The organism is Ignavibacterium sp. (genome assembly GCA_032027145.1).
Lineage (GTDB): Bacteria > Bacteroidota > Ignavibacteria > Ignavibacteriales > Ignavibacteriaceae > IGN3.
This window is the reverse complement of record JAVSMP010000001.1, coordinates 1885177-1899289: the sequence shown is the minus strand read 5'-3', so window position 1 is coordinate 1899289 and position 14113 is coordinate 1885177. Positions and strand designations below refer to the sequence as shown.

General features: G+C 30.7%; 13 protein-coding genes. All 13 read right to left on the bottom strand.

All coding sequences use genetic code 11. From position 1 onward, the window contains the following. Positions 1-334: 334 nt before the first annotated feature. Positions 335-793, bottom strand: coding sequence for a dUTP diphosphatase (dut, locus tag ROY99_07875; GenBank protein ID MDT3696299.1), 459 nt, complete (start codon positions 791-793; stop codon positions 335-337). Then, positions 794-2248: an oligosaccharide flippase family protein gene (locus ROY99_07870; protein ID MDT3696298.1), complete on the bottom strand. Its 1455-nt coding sequence runs from the start codon at positions 2246-2248 to the stop codon at positions 794-796. Between the two features lie 99 nt (positions 2249-2347). Then, positions 2348-2758 (bottom strand): thioesterase family protein, encoded by a 411-nt coding sequence (locus tag ROY99_07865; GenBank protein MDT3696297.1) that lies wholly within the window; start codon positions 2756-2758, stop codon positions 2348-2350. Between the two features lie 198 nt (positions 2759-2956). After that, a complete protein-coding gene (locus ROY99_07860; protein MDT3696296.1) occupies positions 2957-3907 on the bottom strand; it encodes an acetyl-CoA carboxylase carboxyltransferase subunit alpha in 951 nt (316 codons plus the stop codon). 3 nt (positions 3908-3910) lie between these two features. After that, positions 3911-5890 carry a glycosyltransferase gene (locus ROY99_07855; GenBank protein ID MDT3696295.1) on the bottom strand — a complete coding sequence of 660 codons (1980 nt, stop codon included), beginning with the start codon at positions 5888-5890 and terminating at the stop codon, positions 3911-3913. Positions 5891-5901: 11 nt separating this feature from the next. Continuing rightward, positions 5902-6624 (bottom strand): polyprenol monophosphomannose synthase, encoded by a 723-nt coding sequence (locus tag ROY99_07850; GenBank protein MDT3696294.1) that lies wholly within the window; start codon positions 6622-6624, stop codon positions 5902-5904. A 557-nt stretch (positions 6625-7181) separates the two neighbouring features. Beyond that, entirely contained in the window at positions 7182-8585 is a 1404-nt protein-coding gene (locus ROY99_07845; GenBank protein ID MDT3696293.1) for a sugar transferase, read from the bottom strand. Between the two features lie 7 nt (positions 8586-8592). Continuing rightward, entirely contained in the window at positions 8593-9399 is an 807-nt protein-coding gene (locus ROY99_07840) for a glycosyltransferase family 2 protein (GenBank protein ID MDT3696292.1), read from the bottom strand. A 7-nt stretch (positions 9400-9406) separates the two neighbouring features. Beyond that, a complete protein-coding gene (locus ROY99_07835; protein ID MDT3696291.1) occupies positions 9407-10534 on the bottom strand; it encodes a glycosyltransferase family 1 protein in 1128 nt (375 codons plus the stop codon). Next, on the bottom strand, positions 10535-11482 hold the full coding sequence (locus ROY99_07830; GenBank protein MDT3696290.1) for a glycosyltransferase family 2 protein: 948 nt from the start codon (positions 11480-11482) through the stop codon (positions 10535-10537). 1 nt (position 11483) lies between these two features. After that, complete coding sequence (locus ROY99_07825) at positions 11484-12341, bottom strand: glycosyltransferase family 2 protein (GenBank protein ID MDT3696289.1); 858 nt, start codon at positions 12339-12341, stop codon at positions 11484-11486. Beyond that, complete coding sequence (locus ROY99_07820; GenBank protein ID MDT3696288.1) at positions 12328-13182, bottom strand: glycosyltransferase; 855 nt, start codon at positions 13180-13182, stop codon at positions 12328-12330. The genes ROY99_07825 and ROY99_07820 overlap by 14 nt, the downstream gene beginning before the upstream one ends. Before the next feature lie 69 nt (positions 13183-13251). Further along, positions 13252-14091 carry a methyltransferase domain-containing protein gene (locus tag ROY99_07815; GenBank protein ID MDT3696287.1) on the bottom strand — a complete coding sequence of 280 codons (840 nt, stop codon included), beginning with the start codon at positions 14089-14091 and terminating at the stop codon, positions 13252-13254. Between the last annotated feature and the right edge of the window lie 22 nt (positions 14092-14113).

The following is a 14113-nucleotide window of genomic DNA, read 5'->3' as shown; positions in this document are numbered from 1 at the left end:
ATTTCGACTTCGCTCTATGTGAAGTGAGTTTTTACTTTTCTTTATTACACACACTTCAATAAACTCACTGTTACAACTTGAATCGTTGTCATCCTGTGATTGTCGAAGGATGAAAACGATAATTTCATTCTTAGAAAATATCAGAACAACTGGATTTTTTTTACAGAATTTTTGTAAGTGCTGATCGAAGTTAAGTATTTCAGGAATGAAAATCTAAAACAGAAAAATTAATTTTATTTTGAAAACTCTTGACAAGAAATTTTACTCTACAACTCCATCACTCCAACATTCCAACATTCCATTTTTTCTGCCTTGTGCTCAATGCTTATTGCGTTTACTTCTTCCCTGTATGTCCAAATCCACCTTCTCCACGATGAGATGAATTTAAAACCTTAACTTCTTCTATTTTTGCGGTATAAACTTTTGAAACAATTAATTGTGCAATTCTATCACCACGGGAAATTTTAAAATTTTCTTTTCCAAAATTCATAATAATAATTTTCACTTCACCTCGATAATCAGAATCAATTGTGCCCGGAGAATTTAAAATTCCAATACTGTGTTTTGCTGCCAAACCGCTTCTTGGTCTAACTTGTATTTCATATCCAACAGGAATTTCTACAGAAAGATTAGTTGGGATAAGTTCAACTTTCCCCGGTTCAAGAATTACATCTTCTTTAATTGCGGCTCTAATATCCATACCGGCACTGCCGGCAGTTGCATAATGTGGTAATTCAACATCAGAAAATTCATCGCTTAATCTTTTTATTCTTATTTTTATTTCTTCAGACATTTATCTCCGCAGTAGTTTTGATTTTATAAGATTCAGTTCATTCTTTTCAATTACATTTGTTATTAAATATGAAAAGAAAATCAGGGCTAAAATTAATTTGTAATAAATATTTAAAAAACCTCCATACATCAACAAGTAATACACAACTGCAATAAAAGTAACAGCTATTGAAATTTTTGTCAGTTTGTAATAATCATAACTAATGTGATAATACTTCTGAGTAACAATATAATATCCCAATGCCATTACAATATAACTTATCAATGTAGCAAAAGCCGCACCTAGTATGCTTAGGTAAGGAATAAGCAAATAGTTTGCAGCAATATTTGTAATAGCTCCAAGCCCGGCAACGATTGGGGCATAGATTGTTTTTTCTTCAATAAAAATCCCAGCAGAAAAAACAACATAAAATCCGTTAAACAAGTATCCAAGCAGAATAACCGGAACTATATACAAACCCGCCCAAAAATTTTTACCAATTAACGAAAAGCCGCCAAGATTTGCTTTTGCAATATCTTCAATAAAAAGCGACAGCACAACCAGCAAGATTGTTCCTGCTAATGTAAAATAGGTCATAACTTTTGAAAACATTTCTTTTGCATTTGCTTCTTTTGCATTGTTTAGAAAAAAAGGCTGCCAGGCAAATTGAAACATATTCACAAACAACATCATAAAAATTCCGAGCCTGTAACTTGCTTTGTAAATTGCAACCGTTTTTGTATCAGTAAGCTTTTGCATTATCGGAACATCAACAACCTGAACTAACATTACCGCAAAGCCGGCTGGTAAATATGGTAAACCAAATTTTAATAATCTTTTGAAAAGCTGAGTATGAAAACTGAATCTGAAATTTGAAATTATAATTGGAAGTACTAACAGCCAGGTTACAATAGTTGCAATAAGATTGCTGACGAATACTGCTTCAATTCCCCATTTTAATTTAATTATCAGAAAAACATTCAAACCGATATTTAATAGAATGTTTGCTACGCGTAAAGCAGAAAATAATTTTGCTTTTCTTTCGAGTCTTAATTTCAAAAACGGGATTACAGAGTTAGCATCAAAGAACATTATCAGTGCCGAAAGAACAATCAGATAATTTTGTGCAGGATTTATTTCGATAAATACAGCAATAGGATCTTTTAACAGAATAAAAACAAAAAGAAATATTACTGATGTAAAAAAAATGCTTATGTAAGGTGTAGAAAAATTATCTTTATCATCACCAATTTCTTTAAATGAAGCATACTTAAGGTAAGCAGAATCCATTCCATAAATAAACAGTATGTTGAAAATTGCTATGTAGGAATACAGTACATTGATTACTCCATAATCGGCGGGGAGAAAAATATTAGTATAAAACGGTACAAGTAAAAAATTAAGAAATCTTCCCAGCATCGTACTGATACCGTAAATAGCAGTATCTTTTGTTAATTCTTTTAATTTATCTTTCATCTGAAAATTATTTTAGAAAGATCTTTGGAGTAAAAATTAAATTTTTGATATCTATTTAATTATTCAAAAGTATTTATCTCTTAAATACTTTTTCCAATTTTACACATAATATTTTTTAACAGCGTCTGTAAAAATTTTTGGGGCACGTGTCGGGCGATTTGTTTTTGCATCAAGGAATGCCAGTTCAACATATCCTTCGCATATTACAACATTTCTTTCTTTTGCTTTTATAATATGGTCAATATGAACTTTAACTGCCGGTAATTGTTCAACCCAGGTTTCAATTAAAAGCAGCTCATCATAATAAGCCGGCTGAATGAAATGAATTTTAGTTTCGATAACGGGCATGTGGTATCCGTTTTTCTCAATTGCATCGTAAGGCAAACCAACTTCTCTCATCATCTCAGTTCTGCCAACTTCAAAATACTCAAAAAATTTTCCGTTATATACAAACTTCATTTGATCTGTGTCTGCATATCTAACTCTAATTTCTGTGTGATGTTTAAGCATAATTATCAGAAGGTATAAAAAAAAATCTCTTGTCACACTCAGCATGTCAAAGTGTGATTAAACAACTTCAAATTAAAAAGTCAGTCTCCGACAAGCTCAGACTGACATATAGATTATAGCTGGATATAAAATTAACTGTATAATAAATATCTTCTCAGTAATTCTTTAACGATAATATTCGTAACACTTCTCTTAAAATTACTCAACAAACACACCCATCTTACCAAATTTTTCAATCCGGTTATCAATTAGCTTATCCGGTTTAATCTTAATTAAAACATCAAGTTCTTCAATCAAAGAAGCTTTTAAAGTATCAGCAGCTTCTTTATGATTTTTATGTGCACCGCCGAGTGGTTCTTTAATTATTCTATCAATAATTCCCTGCTCTAATAAATCAGAAGCAGTAAGTTTTAATGCCTCAGCAGCTTGTTCTTTATAATCCCAGCTTCTCCACAAAATCTGAGAACAGGATTCTGGACTTATTACAGAGTACCAGCAATTTTCCAGCATTAAAATTCTATCTCCTACACCTATGCCTAAAGCGCCGCCGCTTGCACCTTCACCAATTATGACAACAATAATAGGGACTTTAAGTTTACTCATCTCAAAAAGATTTCGTGCAATAGCTTCCGCCTGCCCGCGCTCTTCAGCTTCAAGTCCGGGAAATGCACCCGGTGTATCAATCAATGTAATTACAGGTCTGTTAAATTTTTCTGCAAGCTTCATCAAGCGAAGTGCTTTTCTATAACCTTCAGGATTCATCATACCGAAATTTCTATAAAGATTAGATTTTGTATCACGTCCTTTTTGCTGTCCTAATATTACGACTTTACGATGATCAATTTGAGCAAGTCCGCCAACAATAGCTTTATCATCTTTGAATGCTCTATCACCGTGAAGTTCAACAAAATTATCAGTCATTGAATAAATATAATCAAGAGTATAAGGTCTCTCGGGATGTCGAGCTAATTGAACCCGCTGCCATCTTGTAAGATTTCCATACAATTCTTCCTTCAATAGCCTAACTTTTTCTTCAAGCCTGATTATATCGTGTTCGATATCAAGATTTTCAGAGAATTTTTTCATCTCTTCCAATTTATTTTCCAATTCAAAGATTGGTTTTTCAAAATCTAATATTGTCTTTGCCATCTTTTACTTTTTGCTCCACATTTTATTTAATGATTTAGCAAGAATCTCAATATCAAGCCAGATGTTTTGATTTTTTGCATAATAAAAATTCAATTTTTCAAAATCATCATAATTCTCAACATCAATATACCAATATCCTGTTAAACCTGTTTTGCCATAAAATTTCCCACTCTGTAATGATTCTTTCTTTGGACCTACCAGGCTTAACTTACCGGTAAACACTTTTGGAAATCCAAGTATAAATTTTGTAAAATCAGTTTGCTTATTGCTGAGTTTACTTCTAAAAAAAACATAAGGATAGACAAAAATCAAAGAAGGAATTACAATTGAATAATCAAGAATTGCTTTCAGAAGTTTGTGCTGCGGCAGTGCAATATTATAATTCAGTTCAATTACCGGCATATCATCCAGAAGTGTTACAGCAGTTTTACCAACAATAAAATCAAGGCTGCTTCCAACAATTTTAAATTCAACATTTTCATCAGAACACTTAGAAACTATTTCCATCATTTTGTTATAGGCAATTTCACCGGATGAAAAGATAACTTCATTTATCTTAAATTCTTTTATAATTCTTTTTATGTTCTGATCTGTTCCAATTACCTCGAAGGCTTCTATTTTTTCACCGATATTTTTGCTTGAAAATCCGATTAAGCCAACTATACTTCTTCCGTCTGTCTTTTTTAATTTTATTTTTTTACCAATCTGAATTGCGTTATCATCCAGCCCAACAATAATAGTACGCTTTGGTTTCAGATCATCTTCAATCAGACCAAGCTTAAATATGAGTTTAAAGATTATTCTCCAGAGAGAAAGTACGGCAAATAAAAAAGTATATGTTATTAAAACTATTGCTCTGCTGAATGCAAAATCTTTAAAGAAAAAAGTTAGCGAAGTTAATATTGGAAGGCTGATTAAAGTTGAAATAATAGTTCTGGAAACTGAGAGCCTGTCTTTTTTATAATTACCTGCTGCAAACGATACAAGAATCTGAATGAATGCTGGTATGGTGTAAACAATTGGAATTGCAAATGCAGGGAAACCACCCCAATCGCTGATATTAAGATAAATTTTTTCTGCAGTAAACAAACATAAATCAAACAATAAAAAATCTAATATAACAGCCGCAAGGATTAGTTTTCTAACAGCTATAAACGCAATAAAACTTCTTAAAGCAATTGCAATTCTTAAAATCAATCCAACAAGAAAAGAACTTGATAAATGTTTTTTTACAAACAGGTGCATAGCATTGTAAAAAACTCTTGTCTCGTCAAAACTGCTGCGCTTTGTGCTTTCTCCCTTATAATGAATAATTTGTGTGGAGTGTACATAAAAAACTTTATAACCCGCTTTTTGAATCCTGTAACACAAGTCGAGATCTTCACCATACATAAAAAATTGTTCATCAAATCCGCCGACTTTTTCATAAACTTCTTTACGCATCATCATAAAAGAACCGGAGATTGCATCAACTTCGTAAGTCTGATTTTCATCAAGGTAAGTTAGATTGTATCTGGCAAAAATTTTACTCCTGGGAAAAAGTGTACTTAATCCTGTAACTTTAGTAAACGAAGTCCAGGGACCAGGGAAACTCCTTCTGCAGGCAAGCTGAAAAGTTCCATCCGGATTTAATATTTTACAGCCGGCTAATCCAACTGCTTTATCCGATTCAAAAAAACTTATCATTTTTTCGAAAGTATCTTCAGCAACAATTGTATCAGGATTTATCAGCAATAGATATTTACCAGTTGCTTGTTTTAATCCAATGTTGTTGGCTTTACCAAAACCAAGATTTGTTTTATTTGCAATTAACTTTACCTGAGGCAATTTGTCTTTAATAAACTCAACACTTCCATCATCTGATGCATTATCAATAATTATTATTTCTTTGGTAAGATTTACCGCAGCTTTTTCAATCGAGTGAATTAAGTTCTGTAAAAACTCTTTAACGTTATAATTAACTATTATAATTGAAAGGTCCAATTAATTGATCCTTACAATAATCCGAAAATTTGTCGTAATCTTAATTTCCAAACCATAGTAACTGCTTCACGCACAATTTTCTTAGACATCTTGGATTTGCCTTTTATGCGATCAACAAAAACAATTGGTATTTCTTTGATTTTAAAACCTTTTGAATAAGCTTTAAATGTCATCTCAATCTGAAAAGAATATCCGTTGGATTTAACTTTGTCAAGGTCAATTGTTTCGAGCACTACTTTTCTGAAACATTTGAATCCGCCTGTTGCATCCTTGATAGGCATGCCTGTAATAACTCTAGTATAAACACTTGCAAAAAAACTAAGCAGTAATCTTCGCATTGGCCAGTTAAGTACGCGTATCCCGTGTATATAACGACTACCAAGAACAAGATCGAAATTTTCAATTTCAGCAAGAAAGTTTTTTAGTTCATTCGGGTCGTGTGAAAAATCAGCATCCATTTCAAAAATAAAATCATAACCATTTTGCAAGGCATACTTAAAACCAGCAATGTAAGCAGTTCCTAATCCCATTTTCATTTCACGTTCCAGTAAATGGATACGATCATTTATTTTCATCTGTTCTTTAACATAATTACCGGTACCGTCAGGCGAATTATCATCAACGATAAGAATATGAATTCGTTCATCCTGAGCAAGAACTATTGGAATAAGCTTCGGAATGTTTTCCAGCTCATTGTATGTTGGTATTATTACTAATGATTTAGTTTCGTTCATACTCATAGCATAGAGCATAGCGCAAGGCGCATAGATAAATTAATTATTTTATTAAAAATGTCATTTGTGGTCATTTGGTCATTCGTAGTCATTAAGTCATTCATTGTTTTTCTTATCATGATTTTTACCAATCGCATTGATGTAATTATTTAATTTAACACCTAAATTATTAATTTCATTTTCAAACATTTCAAATTCTACTTCTGAAATAAGTTTTCTATTATAAGCTTTTGTCAGTCAGGTTTTTGCTTCTGATAAGAAGCCTCTTGAATAATAACAAAACTGTCTTTCATCTTTATAAAAATATCTGCCAAAACCCTCACTCAAATTTGCAGAAACAGAATCGGCAGATTTTACTAATTGCTTTCCCAAAGTATCTTTTGTAAAAAATCCCAGTTAGTAACAATTTGCCAAACCTTCTCTGATAGATTCATTGATAACTGATAAACTCGTAACTCCTCTAATTTCATTATTCCTCCAATAATAAATAATACTACTTAAATCTAACAACTAATCACAACGGATGACTATTGATTGACAACTGAATGACTATTGAATTAATCATAATGCCCTTTTCCAAACAGTACAACAAAAATTGTTCTGAGCAATATTTTAAAATCCATTCTTAAAGACATATTTTCAATATAAAAGAGATCATACTTCAATTTAATTTTAACATCTTCTATGGTTTCATCATACTTATGCTTTATCTGCGCCCAGCCGGTAATACCCGGACGTACTTTTAACCTGCGTCTGTAATAAGGAATTTCTTGTGAAAGTTTTTCTACAAAATATTCTCGTTCAGGTCTTGGTCCAACTAAACTCATTTCTCCTTTGAGAACATTAAACATTTGCGGAATTTCATCTATTCGTACTTTTCTAACGAACTTACCCATTCTGGTTACACGAGGATCATCTTTTTTTGACCATACCGGTCCGGTATATTTCTCAGCATCTTTGATCATAGAGCGAAATTTATAAACATTAAATGGTTTTCCATTCTGACCAAGACGTTCTTGTTTAAAAAATACAGTGCCTTCACTATCAATCTTTATTGCGATGGATGTAAGAATTGTTATTGGAGCACTTACAATTAAAATTAAAAGAGAGACTACTATATCCATTAATCGTTTTAATTTCTTTTCCCATTCAGGCATTAGCTCGGGCATAATATCGATCAACGGCATTCCGTATATCTGGCTGGTACGAGCCTGCCCGCTCAATATTTCATAAAGATCAGGTACTATCTTTAAACTGACACCCTTTCCTTCAGTCTTTGTGATAACATCAACAAGAATATCGTGATCTTCTTTTTCCAAAGCGATAATGATTTCTTTGACATTGTATTTGTTAATGATCTCGACAAGCTGATCAATTGTTCCTTCTACATTAATGCCTTTATAATCTTTACCGATGTTTTCATTTTTTACCGCTACAAACGCCTCGATATCAATACCCAACGCAGGAGCAGTTAAGATAGAATCTAAAACCTCTTTTGCTCTTGGATTAAATCCAATTACTAACCCGCTTCTTCTCCCGATTCCTTTTATAAGAAGATTTCTTTGAACACTTCGGATTATAATTCTGCCGGAACCAACAAAGAAAAGAAACAGTCCCCAGTAAATGAAAATTAATATTCTTGTTGCCGTTGCAACATTATGCATATAATCATCAACAAAAATGAGGAAGAACAATAAGAATATCCCAAAGAATGAAGCCTTAAATAAAGTTGATATTTCATCAAAGCGGGAAGATGCAAACCAGGTGCGATACATTCCGACAAACGTAAAAATGATAAGCCAATAAAAGTAAATAACGAGCATCGGCAACAGAAACTCGGGAGCAATAATTAACGCAAACCAGCCTGTCTCCAACCGAATATAGCTGTAAACAAACCAGGCAAGGTTAATCATTAAAAAATCAGTTAGGAGAAGAAGTATTTTTTCTTTGGATTTGGGCATTTAAAGGTTATCTGCCAATTTTAAAATTATATTTTCGATAAATATAAAGAATACCAATTAAGTGTTTCATTGAGATTGAGGAAAAAAATTTCTTTTTTGTGATTCTCTGTTCATGGTGAATTATTGTTGTCTTTGGAAAATAAACTACCCTCCACCCAGCTTTCCAAACTCTTAAACAAAAATCAATATCCTCAGGACCATAAAATATTTTGTCATCATACATCCCAATCTTTTTTATTACATCATAACGTATGAATTGACATGCACCAATGAGATAATCCACTTCCTTAATTTCTTTATGATCCCAATCCTGCATAGTATGATAACGAAGAGTCTTGGAGTTTTTAATAACATCAAAATGTTCAAGTCGTCTAAAAATAAATGACAGAAAATTTGGAAATCTTTTGCAAGAGAACTGAAGCTGATGGTCTGTACCAATAAGTTTACTTCCAACAACTCCACAAGTTTTATCATCTTCCATATACTGAAATAATTTTAAAATTGAATTTTCAGTAAGTTCAACGTCTGCATCAAGAATCAAAACATATTTGCCCCTTGCTACTTTCATACCCTGATTTCGTGCAGGAGCAACACCGCGGTTTTCTGAATTTTGTATTAAATTTATTTCTGGAAATTCTGATTGAACCATTTCTGATGTGCCATCCTTTGAATGATTATCAATCACTATAATTTCAAATTCAATATCTTTTGTAAACTTATAAATTGATCGAAGGCAACTTTGAAGCAAGTCTTTCATCTTCCAAGAGATGATCACTATTGAGATCATAATCTTTTTATCATCGTATTGATTCATAACGCATTCAAGAATAGCTTTTTAGGAACTCTTCGTAAATTAACTTAGATGAATTTAACCAACTATAATTAGACGCAATTTCTTTTCCCTTCTTTATCTTGCACTGTTTCATCTCTGGATCTTTTTGGATTAAATCTAATGTTTTAACAATAGAATTAACATCCTCAGGATTAACTGAATAAACAGCCTCTTTGGAGAATTCTAAAATTGCTTCTGATTTTGAAGTTACTATTGGTGTGCCAGCTGCCATAGCTTCGAGAACCGGAATCCCAAATCCTTCATACTCTGACAGATATAATAATACAGATGCACTCTTATAGAGTATTGGCATTTCTTCTTCTTTAAGATATGGAAGTTTTATAATGTTTTTTTCTAAATCTAATTCAACAATCAGTTCGTTAAGGCTATTGGTATCCCAACCGATACCTGATGTAAGCACAAGAGTTTTTAAATCATTATTACGATCTTGTAAATTTTTTAACATCCTAAATAATTTACTTAGGTTCTTGCCCGGTTCTATTGCACCAACATATAATAAAAATTTTTCAGGCAATTGATATTTCTTTCTAAACTCATCTATTATACTCCTATTAACATCATAAAAAAAAGCCTCACTAACACCGTTATAAGTAACGATGACTTTTTTGTTTTCTAAATTGAATTCTTTTTCAATTTGTCCTTTTGAAAAATTAGAAACTGTAAATATCACTTTCGATTTAATGACAGCCAAATTTGTTATGAATTTGATATAGGTTCTTCGAGTTCTAGAATATTTAAACTCATTAAACTTATATGCAAGATCGTGGATTGTTGTAAAAAAATTACCTTTGTAAAAAATTGGGACAGCAACCGAAGGAGTAAAAACAATATCTGGCATTAGCTTTTTAAGCCTATAAGGGAAAACAAACTGTTCCCAAAAGATTCTGCAAAAAACATTCTCCGGGTTAAAACCAGCAAGGACAAATTGAAAATTTTTAGGTAGGTTATCAAAGTTAATCTTACCTTTTTCGGATATAAATAAATAATACTCATTAATTTTATCTAGCTGTGCAAGATATTCAACAATTTTTTTAGCATACTTGCCGGCACCTGCTATCTTTTCACGAAAAGGAAGTAAGTTTACTGCTATTTTCATTTAAGTAGAGCTATTTGAAATATTAATTGGATCACTTACAAACATCCTTAACTCCTTAAAAGCCTTTAATTTTCCATTTGCTTTATCAGGAAACTTACTCTTTAATAAATTCCAAAGAATAACTTGAAATATAAAATGAATTTGTAAAAGGAATTTAAATATAGTGAACTTTTTTGTTGACGAATGTTTTTGTAGGAATATTAACTTGCCTTTATAAAAGAGCTTTGTAAAAAAATAATAATTTTTCTTCGTGCTTACACTTCCATCGTGTAAAACATTATTTGTTGGGAAGTAATACACATCATAACCTTTATCCTTTATTCTCTTAAATAAGTCAAGCTCTTCAAAATATAAAAAATAATCAGAATCAAACCCGCCAATATTTACAAATAATTCTTTAGGAATAAAAAATGCAGCGCCCATTACCCAATCAACTTTTATTTTTTTTCTACCATTAAGATAAGTCAAAACTTTTATATAAAAAGCTTCAATTATTCTGCCCAGCGAAACAATATTGCATGTTTCTAAGAACAAATTAGGAAATAACCCTGCTGAATTGTCTATTGCAAAGTGTTTGTGAACATTTAATCCAACTACATGATCAGAAAATACTTCTTTTCCAAACTCACTCTGTATTGAATAAAACAAATTTTCTAATACCAATGTGTCAGGATTTAAAAAAAATAAAATTTTTCCACTAGCCTTTAATACAGCCTGATTACAAGCTTGACCAAAACCAATATTTTTATCATTTAAGATTAAAGTGATATTTTTAGAATTGATAGATTGAACTTTTCTTTTTATTAAATCGAGCGATGTTTCATCCGAGTTATTATCAAAAATTATTATTTCAAAATCTGTTGTATTAAGATTTTTATAAATACTATCAAGACAAATACTTATTTCTTTGGATAAATTATAGTTTACTATTATAATTGAAAAATTCATTTTATTCTGGAAGCTTACCTGTTATGTGTTTCCGATAATGGAGATAACCTTTAATCATCATTTTTAATTTTAGAATTTTATTTTGTTCAAACAAAACCACTTTAATGATATTGTTACGAATATTTTTTGATTCTTTCTTAAAATACTCGGGGAAATTTATTTGATATTCCTGTTTCAGATACAGATAATTCCTAATTTTATAATACCATCTAAACGGTTTATGATTTGGAGGATAAACAGTTTTTCCAAAAAAACTTTTTTTTGAAAGATTTGCCTCATTATGCACAAGAAAAGAATTGTTAACTCTTAAAATTTTGTAACCATTTTTTCTTAATCGTAAACAATATTCAACATCAACATAATCTATAAAATAATCTTCTCTAAATAATCCAATCTTTTTTACTGCTTCAAGGTTCAAAATATTTCCTGAAGTCATAACATCAGAAACTTCTTCGATTTCTTGAGTTATGGGAGGATTAGTAAAATATTTGTTTTTATGAAAGGGTGAATAAATTCCGATATTCTCATCTTCTATTTTAGAAATTAATTTCTTAAGCGCACTTTCTTCAAATTTACTATCTTGATCCATAGTAAGTACATACTTATAACCTTCATCCAAAGCTTTTTTAATTGCAATATTTAATGTAATGCCAATACCAGGATTATTACTATTAATATCATATTTAATATTATTTAAAAATTGAATATTCCTACAAATAAAATCGTTTTTCTTAGGCGAATTATCTATTATAAATAAATTATTAACTTCGTGTAAATAAGATTTCAGATTTTCAATAAAGCTTTCTTCAGGATTGTAGAGTACTACAACACCCGAGATACGTAAATTAGTCTGATTCATATTTCCCAAGCTTATTTCTTCTGTAATCTAAATATCCAAGTAGGATCAATTTAATTTTCTTTAAAACTTGTTTTTCTCCAAATAATAGATAGATAAATTCCCTAAGTTGATTTTTATGGTCCTCCCTAACATATTTTGGAAAATGCGAGATATATAATTTATTTACGTAATATCGATTTCGCGTGCGATAATAATATCTTAATGGTGAATGATGCGTTGGATATAAGTTGACACCAAGGATTTTTTTCTTTTCCGACTTCCCTAAAGTATGAAATACTAAGGTATCATTTGTTATAATAACCCTATAGCCCAATTTATTCAATCTAAGGCAGTATTCATGATCAACATAGTCTATGAATAATTCGTCTTTAAAACCGCCCACAATATTGTAAATTGATAAATCTAATAGATTTCCACTTGACATCGTATACAATACATCTTTGCAATAAAACTCACCACTTATGTGATGAAAAGAAGGATTAAAGTGTTCAGCAGCTGCTATTGCAATCTTATGGTGTGAAGACATTACTGATAAAAGAATATTTACCATTTTTTCTGAAGCTTTACTGTCCTGATCCATAGTAAGAAGGTAATCAAAGTTCGCTTTCATCGCAAAATTTGCACCAATATTTAATGATTTTGCAATACCGAGATTTTTTGACTCGCTTATATATATTAAATTTTGGATACTTTTAATTTTTTCCAAAATACTGTCAGAAATTTCAGAATCAGAATTATCCACAGCATAAACAACTTTAACTTGATTTGCATAGGTGATTATATTTTCATAAACACTCAAATCAGGATTATATAATGTGACAACAGCAGCGATTTTCTTCATTTAATTTGGTTATCAATTACATTAGTAATGTCATAAATCAACTTAAAGATTTTACTTACTATATAAGTATTAAAGTTTCTTTTGTTTTGCTTGGTCTGTTGGAAATGGACTAAAAATACTACCATTATAAAATAAATTAAATATTTTTTTATTATCAAAATCATTAGATTTTTTAGCAATCAAAATAATATGGTAAGGTAGTAAAGCTTCAATTGAAAGTATCTCAAATTTTAAATGGTCTATTAAGTTCATTGCTAAATAAGAATCAAATACATGATGATGTAAACATCTATTTTTAAAATTATTTAAAGATCTTGTTTTAAAACTCTCAAAATCTCCCGCAGCTAAATCTTTTTTCAAGTCATGGAGTTCGAGAATTTCATCTAAATGAGTTAAATCATATTCAGAAATATTAGAAGAAAAATCCTCTTTTAGATGATTAAGAGTTGTCACTGATCTTCTATGATCAAATGTTCCATCTTTGTGCGGAAAAACTATAATTAAAACACCATCATCTTTCAATATTCTTTTCCACTCAATTAAAGCTTTGATGGGATTTGCAATATGTTCAATCACATGTGAGCTTAGGAGGAAATCATATTCAGATGATTTTATAGCGGTTAATTGGGTCGAATCCTGCAAATATTGATATCCTGGTGGTCGTTTTTTATTAAATCTAAACGTATTGCCTTCAACAATCTTCCCCTCCCAAACTGTAGTATTTGAAAAATTACAGTTATCTATATTTTTTGCTATAGAATATATAGGGAAGATGTCATTTTTAAAAAATAATTTAGATGGTCCACCTATCTCTATACCGTTTTTTTCAAATAATAATTTTTTGATAATATGATAGGAGTTTGATTTCTGTAAAAAAAGTTTTTTAATGTAGTTATTCAATTTAATCATCACAATGCAATTTTATCCATAA

Bases quoted from the DNA above. Each gene is read 5' to 3' on its own strand.
- ROY99_07815 (MDT3696287.1), bottom strand. From the start codon at position 14,091: ATGATTAAATTGAATAACTACATTAAAAAACTTTTTTTACAGAAATCA.
- ROY99_07840 (MDT3696292.1), bottom strand. From the start codon at position 9,399: ATGAATCAATACGATGATAAAAAGATTATGATCTCAATAGTGATCATC.
- ROY99_07835 (MDT3696291.1), bottom strand. From the start codon at position 10,534: ATGAAAATAGCAGTAAACTTACTTCCTTTTCGTGAAAAGATAGCAGGT.
- ROY99_07870 (MDT3696298.1), bottom strand. From the start codon at position 2,248: ATGAAAGATAAATTAAAAGAATTAACAAAAGATACTGCTATTTACGGT.
- ROY99_07850 (MDT3696294.1), bottom strand. From the start codon at position 6,624: ATGAACGAAACTAAATCATTAGTAATAATACCAACATACAATGAGCTG.
- ROY99_07820 (MDT3696288.1), bottom strand. From the start codon at position 13,182: ATGAAGAAAATCGCTGCTGTTGTCACATTATATAATCCTGATTTGAGT.
- ROY99_07825 (MDT3696289.1), bottom strand. From the start codon at position 12,341: ATGAATCAGACTAATTTACGTATCTCGGGTGTTGTAGTACTCTACAAT.
- dut (MDT3696299.1), bottom strand. From the start codon at position 793: ATGTCTGAAGAAATAAAAATAAGAATAAAAAGATTAAGCGATGAATTT.
- ROY99_07845 (MDT3696293.1), bottom strand. From the start codon at position 8,585: ATGCCCAAATCCAAAGAAAAAATACTTCTTCTCCTAACTGATTTTTTA.
- ROY99_07860 (MDT3696296.1), bottom strand. From the start codon at position 3,907: ATGGCAAAGACAATATTAGATTTTGAAAAACCAATCTTTGAATTGGAA.
- ROY99_07865 (MDT3696297.1), bottom strand. From the start codon at position 2,758: ATGCTTAAACATCACACAGAAATTAGAGTTAGATATGCAGACACAGAT.
- ROY99_07830 (MDT3696290.1), bottom strand. From the start codon at position 11,482: ATGAATTTTTCAATTATAATAGTAAACTATAATTTATCCAAAGAAATA.